Raw genomic sequence first — 18,232 nt, 5'->3', positions numbered from 1 at the left:
CGATCGTGGAACCTCCACCATCCCTGTGACACTTCCCCGACAGGAGCAAAAATGTCTGGTCGAACGCTGGGCCGGCTGCTTGGCTCGTTCTTGGTGCTTTCCGCCCTCGCGGCCGGCGTCTTCGTCGGTGGCCCTTGGGACGGGTACATGCACACGGCGGACTTCATCTGGAACATGCCGGCACCCCACTGAGGAACACAATCTCGACGATGTAGACCAGCGGGGCGGTGAGGGGGCTTTGCATGGCGGGTAGCGGCCGCGCGGGCCCCCGCTCCACCGAGCGTGCCTGGCTCATCACCGGGCCAATGGCGCTGCTGGCCGTCGTCTGCTCCACAGTCGTCGGCCTGGTTGCTCCTGAGCCGTTCGGGGAATGGCCGCTCGCAGCCGCCCTGCTGGTCGGCATGGTGGCCGCAGGCCTTCCGGTGCTCAACTTCACCGTTCGCCGTCAGTCGATCGGGGTGACCCTCACCGAGATTCCGTTGGTGATGGCGTTCTACCTCGTCCGGCCACTGACGGTGGTCACCATCTACACCCTCGCGGCCGTCATCACGCACCTGCGGCATCGCTTCGGTGCGACGAAGTTCTGGTTCAACGTCGCTCGAGCCGCTGCCGGCTCGTCACTGGCGGTTCTGGTGCTGCAGGTCCTGCCGTCCGTGCAGGGTATCGGCCCCGGCACCTGGCTGATACTTTTCGTCGCGGCCAGCATGGTCAACGTGGTGAGCCTGCTCTCCGTGGCCGGAGTGCACACGCTCCTGCAGGGATGGCAGGTGGGCTGGGAGGCCATCCGACGGTGTCCGCCGGCACTGCTCACCGCTGCCATCAACGTCGCCAGCGGTCTGGTCGTCCTCATTCTCATCGCGGTCACCTGGTGGTCGCTGCTGCTGTTGGCGGCTCTCGTCGTCGCCCTCTCCATCGTCTACCGCGCGTACGCGCAGTTCTTCCGACAGCACCGCACCCTCGCCGACATGTACGAGCTGAGTCGGGCGGTGGTCGAGAGCGGCCAGGACGGCACCCTGGCGGACGCGCTCCTGCTGCGGGTGCGCGCGCTGATGCAGGCGGAGTACGCCACGCTCTGGTTGCCCGCTCAGGGCCGGCATCCGGAGGTGCTGCTGACTGCGCGCAATGACGATCCCGGTCTGCTCGACCTCGCCAAGACCCCGGCGGTCCTGCGGAAGCGGGCTCGCGACGAAGGTCGCGTCGTCGCGGTCGGGCGTGGCATGACCACCGACGCCGACCTGCGTGGCGAGTTGGCCGGGCAGAGGGTCAAGGACGTGATCGTGCTGCCACTGCGGTCTGGTCAGGTCATCATCGGCACCCTTGAGGTGGCCAACCGGCTCGGCGACAGCAACTACTTCGTTCGCAAGGACGTGCCGTTGTTCGAGACGGTGGCTGCGCACGCGGCCGTCGCCCTGGAAAACTCCCGGCTGGTCGACCGACTGCGACACGACGCGTACCACGATGCCTTGACGCGGCTGCCCAACCGGCGCCGAATCACCGGCGCGCTGGAAGAGGCGGTCAAGATCTGCGCACCGGGCGAGGTGGTGGCGCTGCTGCTGTTCGACGTGGACGGGCTGCGGCAGGTCAACGAGTCGTTGGGCCACGCCGCGGGGGACAAGGTCCTGGCCGAGGTCGCCAACCGGTTGCGCGCCAATGCTCCGTCGTCGGCGCTGGTCGGCCGCGCGAGCGGCGACGAGTTCCTGGTGACGTTGCGGTTGGAGAGCGCCGAGGCGGCACTTGAGCTGGCCGGCCAGTTGCGTGAGCAGATCCGCGACGAGATGGTCTTCAACGCGCTCACCCTCGACGTCAACACCGCTGTCGGGGTGGCCGTACACCCGGATCACGGCAGCGATGCGGCGACCCTGCTGCTGCGGGTCGACCTTGCCGCCACCGCGGCCAAGTCGGTGCCGGGCAGCGTGCAGCTGTTCAACCCGGCGCTGGAGTCCCGATCGCTGCGCCGGCTGGGTCTGGCCGGCGATCTGCGCCGAGCACTGGACGACGACGAGCTGGAGGTCTACTTCCAGCCCAAGGTGACTCTGCGGGACCGGCGCCTGGTGGGTGTGGAGTGTCTGGCCCGCTGGGAGCACCCGGCGCATGGCACTGTCGCTCCCGAGGACTTCGTGGCGGTGGCCGAGCACACCGGCCAGTTGAGCCGGCTCACCGAGGTGGTGCTCCGGGAAGGCCTTCGGCGCAGCCGGGACTGGGCGCTGGCCGACCAGCCGCTGCCCATCGCGGTCAACCTCGCGGCCCGTACGCTCACCGACCAGCACTTCCCAGACCGGGTCGAGGAGCTGCTGACCGAGTACGGGGTGCCGGCGCAGCGGCTCACCCTGGAGATCACCGAGGCGGGCGTGCTGGACGGCACGGACCGGCCCATCCCCACCCTGCGTCGGCTGCGGGATCTCGGCGTACGGCTGTCGGTGGACGACTTCGGCACGGGTGACTCGTCCCTGGCGCACCTGCGTCGGCTGCCGGTGCACGAGGTGAAGGTGGACCGCTCCTTCGTGCAGGGCATGGCGACCGACCCGGGGGACCTGGCGATCGTCAACGCCGTGGTGACCCTCTCGCAGCAGTTCGGCCTGGCGGTGGTGGCCGAGGGTGTGGAGAGTGAGCTGACCCTGGAGCTTCTCCAGGACATCGGCTGTGAGATCGGGCAGGGCTTCCTGTTCAGCAGGCCACTGCCGTACGAGCGGTTGGCTGCCTGGTTCGGTGCCCAGGTCGAGCCGGAGACGGTCGCCAGCGGGGAGCTTCCGCGCCTGCGTGTCGTGCCCTGAGCAGGACGCGGACGATCACCGGGGATCCGATTTCACCTGTCGAGCCGGGCCGTGTACTCTTACTCCTGCGCGCCCCACGGGGAGATCGCGCAGGCCCCCTTAGCTCAGTCGGCAGAGCGTCTCCATGGTAAGGAGAAGGTCTACGGTTCGATTCCGTAAGGGGGCTCGAGGGTTCAGCTGGACCCATCGCAGCGGTGTAGCTCAGATGGTAGAGCAAGCGGCTCATAATCGCTGTGTCGCCGGTTCAAGTCCGGCCACCGCTACTCTCGTCTTCCGGGCTCGTTGCCGGTGGTCGTAAGAAAATGGGCGCTTCTGGCGCCCACTTTGCATGTCCGCGCTGTCAGCGTCTAGGCTGGCGCGTCGTAGTTGTTTCCGTTAGCGAGGAAGGCACTCCGCCGTGGCGAAGGCTACCGATGTCCGGCCGAAGATCACTTTGGCGTGTGTGGAGTGCAAGGAGCGCAACTACATCACGCGCAAGAACCGGCGTAACGACCCCGACCGCATCGAGCTGAAGAAGTTCTGCCCGCGCGACGGTCGGCACACGGTCCACCGCGAGACCCGCTGACCCGGGGCCGGCTTCGCGCCGGCCGCTGTCGAAGCTTTCAATCGCCGATCTGAGCGGTTTGGCGCGGCTCCGCCGCCGCCTGCCGACCAGATCGGCGATTGTGCTTTCCGTGTAGGTTCGCGGCATGTCTCTGGACCCTTCCTTCGTCGGCCGGACCTATCCGCCGACCGCCCCCTATCAGGTGGGCCGAGAAAAGATCCGTGAGTTCGCCAGCGCCATCGGCGCCACCGACCCGGCTCATCACGACCCGGACGCCGCTCGGGCGCTGGGCCACTCCGACGTGGTGGCCCCGCCGACCTTCCCGGTGATCATCACAATGGCCGCGAGCAGCCAGATCATCGAGGATCCGGCCCTGGGCGTGGACTACAGCCGGGTGGTGCACGGCGACCAGCGGTTCGCGTACACCCGGCCGGTGGTCGCCGGCGACGAGCTGGTCTGCACCAACACCATCGAGGACGTCAGCACCCGGGGTGGGCACGGTTTCCTGACCACCCGCACCGACGTGAGCACCGTCGGCGGGGACCCGGTCGTGTCCGTCTGGGCCAAGTACGTCGTACGCGGGGAGGCCTGAGATGGAGTTGGCAGCACAGACGTTCCGGGTGACCCGCGCGGACCTGGTCCGCTACGCCGGCGCCTCGGGCGACTTCAACCCGATCCACTGGAGCGACCGGGTCGCCACCAAGGTGGGTCTGCCCGGGGTGATCGCCCATGGCATGTTCACCATGGCGCTGGTCGGCCGGGCGATCACCGAGTGGGCCGGGGCACCGGACGCGGTGGTCGAGTACAACGTCCGTTTCACCCGGCCCGTGGTCGTCCCCGACGACGACCAGGGGACCGAGATCGAGGTCACCGCGCGGGTCCGTGAGGTGACCGAGGACGGCCTGACCCGAATCGATGTGACAGCGGTCTGCGGGGGCGAGAAGGTGCTCTCACAGGCACGGGCGACCATCCGTTCGACCCGCTGAACTCTCCCCGCCACGCGTGGCGGGGAGACCGGTTGGGAAAGTCGGGTGGCTACCCGTACACTGGTCCGCCGTGGGGCAAGTGACCCCTGCTCGGTCGTCTGTGGCCGCGTGGGGCGAGTGTTGCCACATAGGGGTGTAGCTCAATTGGCAGAGCAGCGGTCTCCAAAACCGCAGGCTGCAGGTTCAAGTCCTGTCACCCCTGCGCCTCAGGCCTGACCGTTCCCGTGGGTCGCGCCGCCAGCTTGGCGGCGTCCGGCCCGTGGTGGTGGCATCGGCGGGGTGGTTCCGAGGCAATCGGGGCCCTCCGGATGATCCACCGGCCGCGGCCCGTCGCGGGACGGTTGGGCCCGGCCGGCGTGACCAGCGCCGCGTACGCCACTCGGCGTGCGACCCGAGATTCCGCGACGGAGGGCGAAGTGGCCGACAACAAGCGGCACGGCGAGGACGCCGGCGACGATCGTCTGGACGACGAGGTCGTCGACGACGTAGCCGACGACGACGCCTCCAGCGCGGACGAGCCGGTATCCCGGGGAGGCACCGCCACGCGGTCCCGCGCCCGGGCAGAGTCGGCAGACAGCCGACCGACCACCCGGTCGGAAACGGGTCGGGTGGGCGTGTTCGGCCGCATCGCCCGGTTCTTCCGCGAGGTCGTAGCCGAACTGCGTAAGGTCATCTGGCCGACCCGCAAGGAGTTGCTGACCTACACCGCCGTGGTGGTGACGTTCGTCGCGGTCATGCTGACGATCGTCGGTGTGCTGGACTACGGCTTCGCCAAGGTCGTGCTGTTTGTCTTCGGCAACTCGGACTGACCGGCTGCCTCCAGCCGATAGTGACGGAAGTGAGCGAGCGTGCCTGAGTACGACGAGACCGCCGGACCGGTGGACGAGCAGTCCACGGTCGCGACGGCGGCTGGTGACGAGTCGGTTGAGGCCGCCAGCGAGCCGGAGTTCCCAACGACCGAGCCCGCACCGGACGAGGAGTTCGACGCAGTTGCCGAGCTGAGGCAGAAGCTGCGCTACGCGCCGGGTGACTGGTATGTGGTGCACTCTTACGCCGGCTACGAGAACAAGGTCAAGACCAACCTCGAGACCCGGATCACGAGCCTCGACATGGAGGACTTCATCTACCAGGTCGAGGTGCCGACCCGGGAAGAGGTCGAGGTCAAGAACGGTAAGCGTTCCCAGATCCAGGCCAAGGTCTTCCCGGGCTACATCCTGGTCCGGATGGAGCTGACCGCCGAGTCGTACTCCTGTGTCCGTAACACCCCGGGCGTGACCGGCTTCGTCGGCGCGACCGACCGGGCCGACCGGCCCGCCCCGCTCTCCCTCGACGAGGTGCTGAAGTGGCTGGCGCCGGCCGTCGAGACCGAGCAGAAGAAGTCGAAGCCGGAGATCAAGGTCCTCGACTTCGAGGTGGGCGACTCCGTCACCGTCACCGACGGCGCGTTCGCATCGCTGCCGGCCACCATCAGCGAGATCAACGCCGACCAGCAGAAGCTCAAGGTGCTGGTGTCGATCTTCGGTCGCGAGACCCCGGTGGAGCTCAACTTCAACCAGGTCGCCAAGATCTGACTGGTCGTCGGCGGCGGGCCTGGCCCGCCGCCGACGTCGGCGTATGCCCTCCCGCTCGACCTCGGCGGACGAGTGGGCTGCGGCCTGCGCTACTCTTGAATGTCGCCGCTGTCGCACCGCGCTGACCGTGCGCGCTCCGAGGGCGGCGACAGCCGCATTTTCCCAGCTCCAAGCCCCAGGAAGTGACATGCCTCCGAAGAAGAAGCTCGTCAAGACGTTCACGCTTCAGCTGCCGGCGGGCCAGGCCACGCCGGCGCCGCCGGTCGGCCCCGCGCTCGGCCAGCACGGCGTGAACATCATGGAGTTCTGCAAGTCCTACAACTCGCAGACCGAGTCCCAGCGGGGCGACATCGTCCCCGCCGAGATCAGCGTCTACGAGGACCGGTCCTTCACCTTCGTGCTGAAGACCCCGCCCGCTGCCCGGCTGCTGATCAAGGCCGCCGGTGTGCAGAAGGGCTCGGGTGTTCCGCAGTCCGAGAAGGTCGGCTCGGTCAGCCGCGCCCAGCTGCGTGAGATCGCCGAGAAGAAGATGGCCGACCTCAACGCCAACGACCTGGCCCAGGCCGAGAAGATCATCGCCGGCACCGCCCGGTCGATGGGCATCACCGTCAACGACTGACGTCGGCCAAAGCCTTCGACCCGACCGTGGGAGGGCTCGCGCCGAGCGGCCCGCCAGAGACCACAGGAGTAATCAGCAATGCAGCGCAGCAAGAGCTACCGCAAGGCCGCCGATGTCATCGACCGGTCGAAGCTCTACACCCCCTCCGAGGCCGTGAAGCTGGCCAAGGAGACCACCAACGTCAAGTTCGACGCCACGGTTGAGGTCGCCATGCGCCTCGGCGTCGACCCCCGCAAGGCGGACCAGATGGTCCGCGGCGTGGTCAACCTGCCGCACGGCACCGGTAAGACCGCCCGCGTGATCGTGTTCGCCAGCGGCGCGAAGGCCGAAGAGGCCGCCGCCGCGGGTGCCGACGAGGTGGGCACCGACGAGCTGGTCGCCCGGATCCAGGGTGGTTGGCTGGACTTCGACGCGGCGATCGCCACGCCGGACCAGATGGCCAAGATCGGCCGGATCGCGCGGATCCTGGGCCCGCGCGGTCTCATGCCGAACCCGAAGACCGGCACTGTGACCATGGACGTCACCAAGGCGGTGCAGGACATCAAGGGTGGCAAGATCACCTTCCGGGTGGACAAGCACTCCAACCTGCACCTGATCATCGGCAAGGCCTCCTTCACGGAGAGCCAGCTGGTGGACAACTACGCTGCGGTGCTCGACGAGGTGCTGCGTGCCAAGCCGTCCGCGTCCAAGGGCAAGTACCTCCGCAAGGTCATCCTGACCACCACGATGGGCCCGGGTGTCCCGGTCGACCCGAACCTGGTGAAGAACCTCCGGGAGGACCAGGCCGAGGCCTGAGCCGACAGTTCGCTCCGCCGGGGCGCCGCCACGACTGTGGCGGCGCCCCGGCGCGTTTGGGATGTGGCAGGCTCGGCCCATGCGGCTGGAAGACGTCTGGTTGCGGTACCACCGGCGCGGGCCGTGGGTGCTGCGAGGCATCGACGTGCACATCGGTCCGGGCGAGGCGGCGGTCGTGCTGGGCCGCAACGGGGTGGGCAAGTCGACACTGCTCCAGGTGGCCGCCGGCGTGCTCCGGCCGGGCCGGGGCCGGGTCACCGGCCGCCCGACGCGGGTGGGCTGGGTGCCGGAGCGTTTCCCGGCCGACCAGCCGTTCACCGTGGCCCGTTATCTCACCGGGATGGCCCGGGTGGCGGGGTTGCGCGGAGCGGCGGCCGACGAGGCGGTGACCTCCTGGACCGACCGGCTCGGGTTGTCCGCCTTCCGCTCGGTCCGACTGCCCGAGCTGTCCAAGGGCACCGCGCAGAAGGTGGGCCTGGCCCAGGCGATGCTGCGCCCGCCGGGCCTGCTGGTGCTCGACGAGCCGTGGGAGGGGCTGGACGCCGCCACCCGTGAGCTGGTTCCCGAGCTGATCGCCGAGGTGCTCGCCGCCGATGGCGCCGTTCTGGTCAGCGACCACCGTGGCGAGACGATCCGGCTGCCGGCCGCGCGCCGCTGGCTGGTGGCCGACGGTTCGCTGACCGAGGAGACGTCGTCGGCGGACGAGACGTTCGCCGTGGTCGAGGTCGCGGTGCCGGCCGCGCGGGTCGCCGGCACCGTCGCCCGGTTGCGCGCCGAGGGCCACCACGTGCTGGGAGTACGCGCCGACGCCTCCACTGCCGCCGCACAGGCGCGATCCGCCGCACCGTCGATCCGATCGGCGACCGGTGAGCCGACACCCGCGCAGTCCGGGGCCGACCAGGGCGTCGGCCCGATGATCGAGCCAGCAGCGGGGGAGGCCCGGTGATCCCCCTGGTGCGGATGAGGTTGGCCGGTTTCCTGCGGACCGGGCGTGCGGTGGCCCCGTTGCTCGCCGGCCTGATCGTTCTCGGCACCCTCTACGGCGGTGGCCGCGCGCAGCCGGCGGAGGCGTACGGCGTCTCGGCCGTGGTCCTCTTCCCGGTCGTCGCCTGGCAGACCAAGATTCTTCTGGACGTGGAGCCGGACGTGCAGCGCCGCCTGGCGCAGGTGGCGGTCGGGATGGCCCGGGAGCGGCTGGCCGGGCTCCTCGCCGCCGGTGTGGCGGCTCTGGTGACGGTGGCCGTGGCGCTGCTCTTTCCGTGGCTGGTCGGCGGGGTCTCCGGCCCGGTCGACCCGGGGGACCGGTCGATCCCGGTCGGGCTCGCGCTGGGAGTGTGGGCGCACCTGCTCGCCGTACCCGCTGCGGTTGCCCTCGGCGCGCTGGCCAGCCGGGCGTCGGTGGGCGGTGCCGGGTACGGCGTCGCGGTGCTGGCCCTCGGCGGGGTCGGCGCGGTGGTGCTCGGCCTGAGTGGGTCGGTGGCCCCCTGGCTGGCGCCGCCGATCATGGCCGCCGCACGCACCACCGGCGGCGACGCGGCCGCGCTGACCCTGCTGGGGTTGAGCGGGTGGGCGCTGGCCTGGAGCGCTGCGGTGCTCGGCGGCTATCTGTGGCGGCGGCGGGCCCAGGGCTGACCGGTGCCGGCGTCCGTGGCGCGGCTCACCGACCGCGATTTGGTGCTGGTGGCCGGGGCGCGTACTCTTCAACCGTCATCCGTGTTCTCACGGATGAGGAACCACCCAGAGACCGCTGGTCACCGTGCTTCGGCACGGTCGAAGGCCCCGCGACATCGGGCGACCCGCGTAGGGCGGCAAGCGTAACTCGGCAGTGTTCATGGTCCGCCGACCGTGATGATCTTCCGGCCCTCGCCCCGTGCGCCCTGCGCCGGGGCTTTTTCGTTGTCGTGCTGCCTCCGCCCCCGTTCCCGCCTCGGCGGTGACGGGGACCAGCCTCGAGTAACGAGAGAGGAGGGACATGGCGGACAAGCCGATCCGGGCCGACAAGGCCACGGCCGTTGCTGAGCTGACCGAGAGCTTCCGCAGCTCGGGCGCCACCGTGCTGACCGAGTACCGCGGTCTGACGGTTTCCCAGCTCACCCAGCTTCGGCGCTCGCTCGGCGCCGACACCAGCTACACGGTCGCGAAGAACACGCTCGCGAAGCGTGCTGCGACGGACGCGGGCATCACCGGCCTCGACGAGCTGTTCACCGGTCCTACCGCGCTGACTTTCGTTTCGGGCGACGTCGTCGAGGCGGCGAAGGGGCTTCGCGACTTCGCGAAGGCCAACCCGAAGCTCGTCATCAAGGGCGGTGTCTTCGAGGGCAAGGCCATTTCCGCGGCCGAGGTCACGAAGCTTGCCGACCTGGAGTCCCGCGAGGTGCTGCTGGCCAAGCTGGCCGGCGCGATGAAGGGCAACCTGAGCAAGGCCGCGGCCCTGTTCCAGGCCCCGCTGTCGAAGACCGCCCGCCTGGCGGCAGCTCTGCAGGACAAGCGCGAGAAGGAGGGCGCCGAGGCGGCCTGATGGCCCCCACGGCGCACCAGTTCTTACTTAACAGAATCAGGAAAGGACGCCAGATATGGCGAAGCTCAGCACTGTCGAGCTGCTCGACGCGTTCAAGGAGATGACGCTGATCGAGCTCTCTGAGTTCGTGAAGCAGTTCGAGGAGACCTTCGAGGTCACCGCCGCGGCTCCGGTCGCCATGGCGGGCCCGGGTGGCGGCGGCGGCGCTGCTGCTGCTCCGGTCGAGGAGGAGAAGGACGAGTTCGACGTCATCCTCGAGGCTGACGGCGGCAAGAAGATCCAGGTCATCAAGGTCGTGCGTGAGCTGACCGGCCTGGGCCTCAAGGAGGCCAAGGACGCGGTCGAGTCCGCGCCGAAGGCCATCCTTGAGAAGGTCAACAAGGAGACCGCCGACAAGGCGAAGGCCAAGCTCGAGGGCGAAGGCGCCAAGGTCACCCTCAAGTGACCTGAGCTCCACCAGCGCGCGTGTCCCGGCTCGTGAGCCGGGACACGATCGCATCGCGGCGGGCGGTGATCCGACACGGATCGCCGCCCGCCGTGTTGGTGGATCCGGCGCCGACCGCTCCTGAGCAGGGCTCCGACGACCGGCACCGTTGACCCGAACGAGCGTGACGGGTCGCCCTCCGGTGGGAAACAAGGGACAACCCGGATACCGGCCCTTGACGCGGCCCCAGGCTGCCAGGCACGCTGACACCAGCAAGACACCGCGCTTGCGACGGCCATGATGTGGGTATGACAGCGGTGGCACCATCGCCGCAGTAACCCGAGCGGCCCAGTGGGGACGTTGCGTTCTGAGCGGCCCGGCAGACCCCGGTTGACGGGGGCCGAGGCACGTTCCGCAAACGACCTGCGGGGTGGGCTGGACAGCGGTTAGCCTCTCGGCTACACTGCTAGTTTGCGCTGCCTTCCGACTTGACCCCTGCTCGGAAATGTCCGTTTACGGATATTTCTGGTGGGGTCATTGGAGTGCACGCGTACCAGCCGTTCTGCAGCACCGGTCCTCGGAAGGACGCATCTTGGCAGCTTCCCGCCCTGCGAAGACCAGTCGTACGTCGAGCGCATTCGCTCCCCGCCGAGTTTCATTCGGCAGGATCACCGAACACCTCGAGGTCCCCAACCTCCTTGCCATTCAAAACGAGTCCTTCGACTGGCTCGTCGGCAACGAGGCTTGGCAGGGCCGGTCGGCGGACGACCCGCACGCACGCTCGGGTCTCGCGGAGATCCTTGAAGAGATCAGTCCCATTGAGGACTTCTCCGGCACCATGTCACTTTCCTTCTCCGCGCCGCGCTTCGACGAGGTCAAGGCCTCGATCGAGGAGTGCAAGGAGAAGGACCTGACCTACTGCGCTCCGCTCTTCGTGACCGCGGAGTTCACCAACAACACCACTGGCGAGATCAAGAGCCAGACGGTGTTCATGGGTGACTTCCCGATGATGACGCCCAAGGGCACCTTCGTCATCAACGGCACCGAGCGCGTCGTGGTCAGCCAGCTCGTCCGATCCCCGGGCGTGTACTTCTCCAAGGAGCCGGACAAGACCTCCGACCGCGACCTCTCCAGCGTCAAGGTCATCCCGAGTCGGGGTGCCTGGCTGGAGTTTGACATCGACAAGCGCGACACGGTCGGCGTTCGTATCGACCGTAAGCGTCGGCAGGCCGTCACGGTCCTGCTCAAGGCCGTCGGATGGTCGGCTGAGCGGATCCGCGAGCGGTTCGGCTGGTCCGAGCTGATGATGACCACGCTCGAGAAGGACCACATCGCCGGCGCCGACGAGGCCCTGCTCGATATCTACCGCAAGCTGCGCCCTGGCGAGCCGCCGACGCGCGAGAACGCCCAGACCCTGCTCGACAACCTCTTCTTCAACCCGAAGAGGTACGACGTCGCCAAGGTCGGGCGCTACAAGTTCAACAAGAAGCTCGAAGTTGGCGTGCCGATCACCACTGGCACGCTGACCGAGGACGACATCGTCGCCACCGTGGAATACCTGTGCCGGCTGCACGCCGGTGAGGACGGCTACGAGGCCGACGACATCGACCACTTCGGCAACCGTCGCCTGCGCACCGTGGGTGAGCTGATCCAGAACCAGGTTCGGGTCGGCCTGTCCCGCATGGAGCGGGTCGTCCGCGAGCGGATGACCACGCAGGACGTCGAGGCGATCACGCCGCAGACCCTGATCAACATCCGCCCGGTGGTGGCGGCGATCAAGGAGTTCTTCGGTACGTCGCAGCTGTCCCAGTTCATGGACCAGACCAACCCGCTGGCGGGCTTGACCCACCGGCGCCGGCTGAGCGCGCTCGGCCCGGGTGGTCTGTCCCGCGAGCGGGCCGGCTTCGAGGTCCGCGACGTGCACCCGTCCCACTACGGCCGGATGTGCCCGATCGAGACGCCGGAAGGCCCGAACATCGGCCTGATCGGCGCCCTGTCCACCTTCGCCCGGGTCAACCCGTTCGGCTTCATCGAGACGCCGTACCGGAAGGTCGTCGAGGGTCGGGTCACCGACCAGATCGACTACCTGACCGCGGACGAGGAGGACCGGTTCGTCAAGGCCCAGGCCAACGCGCGCCTGAAGGCTGACGGCACGTTCGCCGAGGAACGGGTGCTCTGCCGTCGTAAGGGCGGCGAGACCGAGGACGTCGTCCCCGGTGCCGTCGACTACATGGACGTCTCGCCCCGGCAGATGACCTCGGTCGCGACCGCCATGATCCCGTTCCTCGAGCACGACGACGCCAACCGGGCACTGATGGGCGCGAACATGCAGCGCCAGGCGGTGCCGCTGGTCAAGGCCGAGGCGCCGCTCGTGGGTACGGGCATGGAATACCGGGCCGCGGTCGACGCTGGCGACGTGGTTGTCGCCGAGGTCGGCGGTGTGATCGAGGATCTCTGCGCCGACTACGTCACCATCCACCAGGATGACGGCCACCGCCGGACGTACCTGCTGCACAAGTTCCGCCGCTCCAACGCCGGCTCCTGCGTCAACCAGAAGCCGGTGGTCTTCGAGGGCGACCGCGTCGAGGCCGGTCAGGTCATCGCCGACGGCCCGTGCACCGACGAAGGCGAGATGGCACTCGGACGCAACCTGCTGGTGGCGTTCATGTGCTGGGAGGGTCACAACTACGAGGACGCGATCATCCTGTCGCAGCGCCTCGTGCAGCAGGACGTGCTCACCTCGATCCACATCGAGGAGCACGAGGTCGACGCCCGGGACACCAAGCTCGGTCCGGAGGAGATCACCCGCGACATCCCGAACGTCAGCGAGGAAATGCTCGCTGACCTCGACGAGCGCGGCATCATCCGGATCGGTGCCGAGGTCGTCCCCGGTGACATCCTGGTCGGCAAGGTCACGCCCAAGGGTGAGACCGAGCTGACCCCGGAGGAGCGACTGCTCCGCGCGATCTTCGGTGAGAAGGCGCGTGAGGTTCGGGACACCTCGCTGAAGGTGCCGCACGGCGAGACCGGCACGGTCATCGGTGTGCGCACGTTCTCCCGCGAGGACGGCGACGAGTTGCCGCCGGGTGTCAACGAGCTGGTCCGGGTCTACGTCGCCCAGAAGCGCAAGATCCAGGACGGCGACAAGCTCGCCGGCCGGCACGGCAACAAGGGCGTCATCTCGAAGATCCTGCCGATCGAGGACATGCCGTTCCTTGAGGACGGCACCCCGGTCGACATCGTGCTCAACCCGCTCGGTGTGCCGAGCCGGATGAACATCGGCCAGGTTCTGGAGACCCACCTCGGTTGGGTCGCCAAGACCGGTTGGAAGGTCGAGGGTGACGACGCCGACTGGAAGCGCCAGCTCCGCTCGATCGACGCGCACGAGTCCGAGGGGGACACCAACGTGGCCACCCCGGTCTTCGACGGTGCCCGCGAGGAGGAGATCTCCGGTCTGCTCGAGTCGAGCCTGCCCAACCGGGACGGCAAGCAGCTGATCGGGCGCACCGGCAAGGCGCAGCTGTTCGACGGTCGTTCCGGCGAGCCGCTGCCCGACCCGATCGCGGTCGGCTACGTCTACATCCTGAAGCTCAACCACCTGGTCGACGACAAGATCCACGCTCGTTCGACCGGGCCGTACTCGATGATCACGCAGCAGCCGCTGGGTGGTAAGGCGCAGTTCGGTGGTCAGCGTTTCGGTGAGATGGAGTGCTGGGCGATGCAGGCGTACGGCGCCGCGTACGCCCTGCAGGAGCTGCTCACGATCAAGTCCGACGACGTGCTCGGCCGGGTGAAGGTCTACGAGGCCATCGTCAAGGGCGAGAACATCCCGGAGCCGGGCATCCCGGAGTCGTTCAAGGTGCTGCTCAAGGAGCTGCAGTCGCTGTGCCTCAACGTTGAGGTGCTCTCCAGCGACGGTGTGGCCCTGGAAATGCGCGAGACCGACGACGAGGTGTTCCGGGCCGCTGAGGAGCTGGGCATCGACCTGTCCCGGCGCGAGCCGAGCTCGGTCGAAGAGGTCTGAGGTGAGCGGTCGGGGGCCGGTTCGCCGGCCCCCGACCCCGCCCGAGAATTAGCAGTACAGACGACGACATAGGGGACATAGTGCTCGACGTCAACTTCTTCGACGAGCTGCGCATTGGTCTCGCCACCGCCGACGACATCCGTCAGTGGTCGCACGGCGAGGTCAAGAAGCCTGAGACGATCAACTACCGCACCCTGAAGCCGGAGAAGGACGGGCTCTTCTGCGAGAAGATCTTCGGTCCGCAGCGCGACTGGGAGTGCTACTGCGGTAAGTACAAGCGCGTTCGGTTCAAGGGCATCATCTGTGAGCGCTGCGGCGTCGAGGTGACTCGCTCCAAGGTCCGTCGTGAGCGGATGGGGCACATCGAGCTCGCTGCTCCGGTGACCCACATCTGGTACTTCAAGGGCGTTCCGAGCCGGCTGGGCTACCTGCTGGACCTCGCCCCCAAGGACCTCGAAAAGATCATCTACTTCGCCTCGTACGTCGTGACGAGCGTGGACGCGGAGTCGCGTCACCGTGACCTCTCGACGATCGAGAACGAGATCCTGGCCGAGAAGCGGCAGTCCGAGAACAGCCGCGACTCGGAGATCGAGAAGCGCGCCGCCAAGCTCGAGGCCGACCTGGCCGAGCTGGAGGCCGAGGGCGCGAAGGCGGACGTCCGGCGCAAGGTCAAGGAGGGCGGAGAGCGCGAGATGCGCCAGATCCGCGACCGGGCCCAGCGCGAGATCGACCGCCTGGACGAGGTGCTGGACACCTTCCGCAAGCTGGAGCCGAAGCAGCTGGTCACCGACGAGCTGCTCTACCGCGAGCTGCGCGACCGGTTCGGTGAGTACTTCACCGGTTCCATGGGCGCGGAGGCGATCAAGGCGCTGGTCCAGAACATGGACCTTGACGCCGAGGCCGAGAGCCTGCGGGAGACCATCCGGTCCGGTAAGGGCCAGCGGAAGATCCGGGCGCTCAAGCGGCTCAAGGTCGTGGCGGCGTTCCTGAACACCCGCAACTCGCCGCTCGGCATGGTGCTGGACTGCGTCCCGGTCATCCCGCCGGACCTGCGCCCGATGGTGCAGCTCGACGGTGGCCGGTTCGCGACCTCGGACCTGAACGACCTGTACCGCCGCGTGATCAACCGGAACAACCGCCTCAAGCGGCTGATCGACCTCGGTGCTCCCGAGATCATCGTCAACAACGAGAAGCGGATGCTCCAGGAGGCCGTCGACGCGCTGTTCGACAACGGCCGTCGCGGCCGGCCGGTCACCGGCCCGGGTAACCGCCCGCTCAAGTCGCTGTCCGACATGCTCAAGGGCAAGCAGGGCCGGTTCCGCCAGAACCTGCTGGGCAAGCGCGTCGACTACTCCGGCCGTTCGGTCATCGTGGTCGGCCCGAAGCTCAAGCTGCACCAGTGCGGTCTGCCCAAGCAGATGGCCCTGGAGCTGTTCAAGCCGTTCGTCATGAAGCGGCTGGTGGACCTCAACCACGCACAGAACATCAAGTCCGCCAAGCGGATGGTCGAGCGTCAGCGCCCGGTCGTGTGGGACGTGCTGGAAGAGGTCATCGGCGAGCACCCGGTGCTGCTCAACCGGGCGCCGACCCTGCACCGCCTGGGCATCCAGGCCTTCGAGCCGCAACTGGTCGAGGGCAAGGCCATCCAGATCCACCCGCTGGTCTGCACGGCGTTCAACGCCGACTTCGACGGTGACCAGATGGCGGTGCACGTGCCGCTGTCCGCCGAGGCTCAGGCCGAGGCTCGGATCCTGATGCTGTCGTCGAACAACATCCTCAAGCCGGCCGACGGTAAGCCGGTCACCATGCCCACCCAGGACATGGTCATCGGTCTCTACCACCTCACCCACCTCACCGCCGGTGAGAAGGGCGAGGGCCGGGCGTTCAGCTCGGACGCCGAGGCGCGGATGGCCTTCGACAACGGTGAGCTGCACCTGCAGGCGCCCGTCAAGATCCGCCTTCGTGGTGTGGTCGAGGTCGACAACGGTGCCGGCGCCGAGGCGTGGTCCGCTCCGGAGGGCTTCGTCGAGGGTGACGCGCTGACCGTGGAGACCACCCTGGGTCGGGTGCTGTTCAACGAGACGCTGCCGCAGGGCTACCGCTTCGTGAACTACGAGATCCGCAAGGGTCAGCTCTCCGCGATCGTCAACGACCTCGCCGAGCGCTTCCCCAAGGTGGCGCTGGCCGCCACCCTGGACGGGCTCAAGGAGGCCGGTTTCCACTGGGCCACCTGGTCCGGCGTGACGATCGGCATGGAGGACGTCATCGCTCCGCCGCGCAAGGCGGAGATCCTGGCGAAGTACGAGAAGGAAGCCGACCGGATCGACAAGCAGTACCAGCGTGGTCTGATGACCGCCGAGGAGCGTCGCGGCGAGCTCATCGAGATCTGGACCAAGGCGACCAACGAGGTCGCCAAGGAGATGGACACCGCGCTGCCGCAGGAGAACCCACTGTGGAAGATGATCCACTCGGGTGCCCGCGGTAACCTGCTCCAGCTCCGGCAGATCGCGGCGATCCGTGGTCTGGTGGCCAACCCGAAGGGCGAGATCATCCCGCGGCCGATCAAGGCCAGCTACCGGGAGGGTCTGTCCGTGCTGGAGTACTTCATCTCCACGCACGGTGCCCGTAAGGGTCTCGCCGACACCGCGCTGCGGACCGCCGACTCGGGTTACCTGACCCGTCGTCTGGTGGACGTCTCGCAGGACGTCATCATCCGTGAAGAGGACTGCGGCACCGACCGGGCGATCCCGATGCAGATCGGCGAGAAGCTGGACGGCAAGCTCGTCGTCCACACCCACGCCGAGACCAGCGTGCACGCCCGGACGCTGGCCGACGACATCAAGGGGCCGGACGGCACCGTGGTGGCCGAGCGCGGCCAGGACATCAACTCCATCGGGGTCGACAAGATCGTCGCCGCCGGTGTGGAGACGGTCCGGGTGCGCAGCGTGCTCACCTGCGAGTCCAAGCTGGGTGTCTGCGCGGCCTGCTACGGCCGGTCGCTGCCGACCGGTAAGTCGGTCGACATCGGCGAGGCGGTCGGCATCATCGCCGCCCAGTCCATCGGTGAGCCCGGTACGCAGCTGACGATGCGTACCTTCCACACCGGTGGTGTCGCGGGTGAGGACATCACCCAGGGTCTGCCGCGTGTTCAGGAAATCTTCGAGGCTCGGGTCCCGAAGGGTAAGGCGCCCATCGCCGACACCCCCGGCCGGATCCGGATCGAGGACGGCGAGCGCTCGCGCAAGATCATCGTGGTGCCGGACGACGGCAGCGAAGAGATCGTCTACGACAAGATCTCGAAGCGCGTCAAGCTCCGTACCCACGACGGCGGTCACGTCGCGGTCGGCGAGAAGCTGACCGAGGGCACCATCGACCCGCACGAGCTTCTGCGGATCATGGGTCCGCGGGCGGTCCAGGTCCACCTGACCAGTGAGGTCCAGGAGGTCTACCGCTCGCAGGGTGTGCTCATCCACGACAAGCACATCGAGATCATCATCCGCCAGATGCTCAAGCGGGTGACGGTCATCGACTCCGGCTCGACCGAGTTCCTGCCGGGTGTGCTGGTCGACCGGGCGCTGTTCGAGTCGGAGAACCGCCGACTCGTCTCGGAGGGCGGCGAGCCCGCCGCTGGTCGTCCGGTGCTGATGGGTATCACCAAGGCCTCGCTGGCCACGGACTCCTGGCTCTCGGCGGCCTCCTTCCAGGAGACCACCCGGGTGCTGACCGACGCTGCGATCAACTCGCGCAGCGATTCGTTGGTCGGCCTCAAGGAGAACGTGATCATCGGAAAGCTCATCCCGGCCGGTACGGGCATCAGCAAGTACCGCAACGTCCGGGTGGAGCCCACCGAGGAGGCCAAGGCCAAGGTCTACTCGATGACCGGGTACCCGGAGACCGACTACGGCTTCGGGCCGGCCGGCGGGCAGGCTGTGCCGCTGGACGACTTCGACTTCGGGTCGTACCGCTAAGCACCAATCGCA

14 protein-coding genes and 3 tRNA genes are annotated in these 18,232 nt (G+C 68.1%); all 17 read left to right on the top strand.

Translation table 11 applies throughout. The features are described 5' to 3' along the window. Positions 1–242: 242 nt before the first annotated feature. The gene (locus AC3CF1_RS15950) at positions 243–2,771 is read left to right on the top strand and encodes a putative bifunctional diguanylate cyclase/phosphodiesterase (RefSeq protein ID WP_354982863.1); all 2,529 of its coding nucleotides are present in this window, start codon (positions 243–245) and stop codon (positions 2,769–2,771) included. Positions 2,772–2,864: 93 nt separating this feature from the next. After that, positions 2,865–2,937: transfer RNA gene (locus tag AC3CF1_RS15945), tRNA-Thr, on the top strand. Positions 2,938–2,961: 24 nt separating this feature from the next. Next, positions 2,962–3,034 (top strand) — tRNA-Met (locus AC3CF1_RS15940). 134 nt (positions 3,035–3,168) lie between these two features. Continuing rightward, positions 3,169–3,336 (top strand): 50S ribosomal protein L33, encoded by a 168-nt coding sequence (gene rpmG / locus AC3CF1_RS15935; RefSeq protein WP_007073056.1) that lies wholly within the window; start codon positions 3,169–3,171, stop codon positions 3,334–3,336. 124 nt (positions 3,337–3,460) lie between these two features. Then, a complete protein-coding gene (locus AC3CF1_RS15930; RefSeq protein WP_210923547.1) occupies positions 3,461–3,907 on the top strand; it encodes a MaoC family dehydratase N-terminal domain-containing protein in 447 nt (148 codons plus the stop codon). Between the two features lies 1 nt (position 3,908). Next, positions 3,909–4,301 carry a MaoC family dehydratase gene (locus AC3CF1_RS15925; RefSeq protein ID WP_088950250.1) on the top strand — a complete coding sequence of 131 codons (393 nt, stop codon included), beginning with the start codon at positions 3,909–3,911 and terminating at the stop codon, positions 4,299–4,301. Between the two features lie 129 nt (positions 4,302–4,430). Continuing rightward, positions 4,431–4,503 (top strand) — tRNA-Trp (locus AC3CF1_RS15920). A gap of 214 nt (positions 4,504–4,717) precedes the next feature. Further along, positions 4,718–5,110, top strand: coding sequence for a preprotein translocase subunit SecE (secE, locus tag AC3CF1_RS15915; RefSeq protein ID WP_088950249.1), 393 nt, complete (start codon positions 4,718–4,720; stop codon positions 5,108–5,110). Between the two features lie 39 nt (positions 5,111–5,149). Next, positions 5,150–5,872, top strand: coding sequence for a transcription termination/antitermination protein NusG (gene nusG / locus AC3CF1_RS15910; RefSeq protein ID WP_354982864.1), 723 nt, complete (start codon positions 5,150–5,152; stop codon positions 5,870–5,872). A gap of 187 nt (positions 5,873–6,059) precedes the next feature. Further along, positions 6,060–6,491, top strand: a complete 432-nt coding sequence (gene rplK, locus AC3CF1_RS15905) for a 50S ribosomal protein L11 (RefSeq protein WP_088950247.1) — start codon at positions 6,060–6,062, stop codon at positions 6,489–6,491. Between the two features lie 78 nt (positions 6,492–6,569). After that, positions 6,570–7,286, top strand: a complete 717-nt coding sequence (gene rplA / locus AC3CF1_RS15900; protein ID WP_088950246.1) for a 50S ribosomal protein L1 — start codon at positions 6,570–6,572, stop codon at positions 7,284–7,286. A 79-nt stretch (positions 7,287–7,365) separates the two neighbouring features. Further along, entirely contained in the window at positions 7,366–8,232 is an 867-nt protein-coding gene (locus AC3CF1_RS15895; RefSeq protein WP_354982865.1) for an ABC transporter ATP-binding protein, read from the top strand. Beyond that, complete coding sequence (locus AC3CF1_RS15890) at positions 8,229–8,918, top strand: hypothetical protein (RefSeq protein ID WP_354982866.1); 690 nt, start codon at positions 8,229–8,231, stop codon at positions 8,916–8,918. The genes AC3CF1_RS15895 and AC3CF1_RS15890 overlap by 4 nt, the downstream gene beginning before the upstream one ends. Before the next feature lie 340 nt (positions 8,919–9,258). Then, positions 9,259–9,804: a 50S ribosomal protein L10 gene (gene rplJ / locus AC3CF1_RS15885; RefSeq protein WP_030329872.1), complete on the top strand. Its 546-nt coding sequence runs from the start codon at positions 9,259–9,261 to the stop codon at positions 9,802–9,804. A gap of 55 nt (positions 9,805–9,859) precedes the next feature. Next, complete coding sequence (gene rplL, locus AC3CF1_RS15880) at positions 9,860–10,249, top strand: 50S ribosomal protein L7/L12 (RefSeq protein ID WP_088950244.1); 390 nt, start codon at positions 9,860–9,862, stop codon at positions 10,247–10,249. Positions 10,250–10,820: 571 nt separating this feature from the next. Further along, complete coding sequence (gene rpoB / locus AC3CF1_RS15875) at positions 10,821–14,252, top strand: DNA-directed RNA polymerase subunit beta (RefSeq protein ID WP_088950243.1); 3,432 nt, start codon at positions 10,821–10,823, stop codon at positions 14,250–14,252. A gap of 80 nt (positions 14,253–14,332) precedes the next feature. Next, entirely contained in the window at positions 14,333–18,220 is a 3,888-nt protein-coding gene (locus AC3CF1_RS15870) for a DNA-directed RNA polymerase subunit beta' (protein WP_088950242.1), read from the top strand. The last annotated feature ends 12 nt before the right edge of the window (positions 18,221–18,232 follow it).

The sequence above is a fragment of the Micromonospora sp. MGP-C2 genome (genome assembly GCF_057766525.1).
Note: the sequence above shows the minus strand (reverse complement) of the source record. Positions and strands in the feature narration are given on the sequence as shown.

What these genes read in the sequence shown, in the direction of transcription:
- AC3CF1_RS15950 (WP_354982863.1), top strand. Translation starts at nt 243, where the DNA reads ATGGCGGGTAGCGGCCGCGCGGGCCCCCGCTCCACCGAGCGTGCCTGG.
- AC3CF1_RS15930 (WP_210923547.1), top strand. Translation starts at nt 3,461, where the DNA reads ATGTCTCTGGACCCTTCCTTCGTCGGCCGGACCTATCCGCCGACCGCC.
- AC3CF1_RS15925 (WP_088950250.1), top strand. Translation starts at nt 3,909, where the DNA reads ATGGAGTTGGCAGCACAGACGTTCCGGGTGACCCGCGCGGACCTGGTC.
- rplK (WP_088950247.1), top strand. Translation starts at nt 6,060, where the DNA reads ATGCCTCCGAAGAAGAAGCTCGTCAAGACGTTCACGCTTCAGCTGCCG.
- rplA (WP_088950246.1), top strand. Translation starts at nt 6,570, where the DNA reads ATGCAGCGCAGCAAGAGCTACCGCAAGGCCGCCGATGTCATCGACCGG.
- AC3CF1_RS15895 (WP_354982865.1), top strand. Translation starts at nt 7,366, where the DNA reads ATGCGGCTGGAAGACGTCTGGTTGCGGTACCACCGGCGCGGGCCGTGG.
- rplJ (WP_030329872.1), top strand. Translation starts at nt 9,259, where the DNA reads ATGGCGGACAAGCCGATCCGGGCCGACAAGGCCACGGCCGTTGCTGAG.
- rplL (WP_088950244.1), top strand. Translation starts at nt 9,860, where the DNA reads ATGGCGAAGCTCAGCACTGTCGAGCTGCTCGACGCGTTCAAGGAGATG.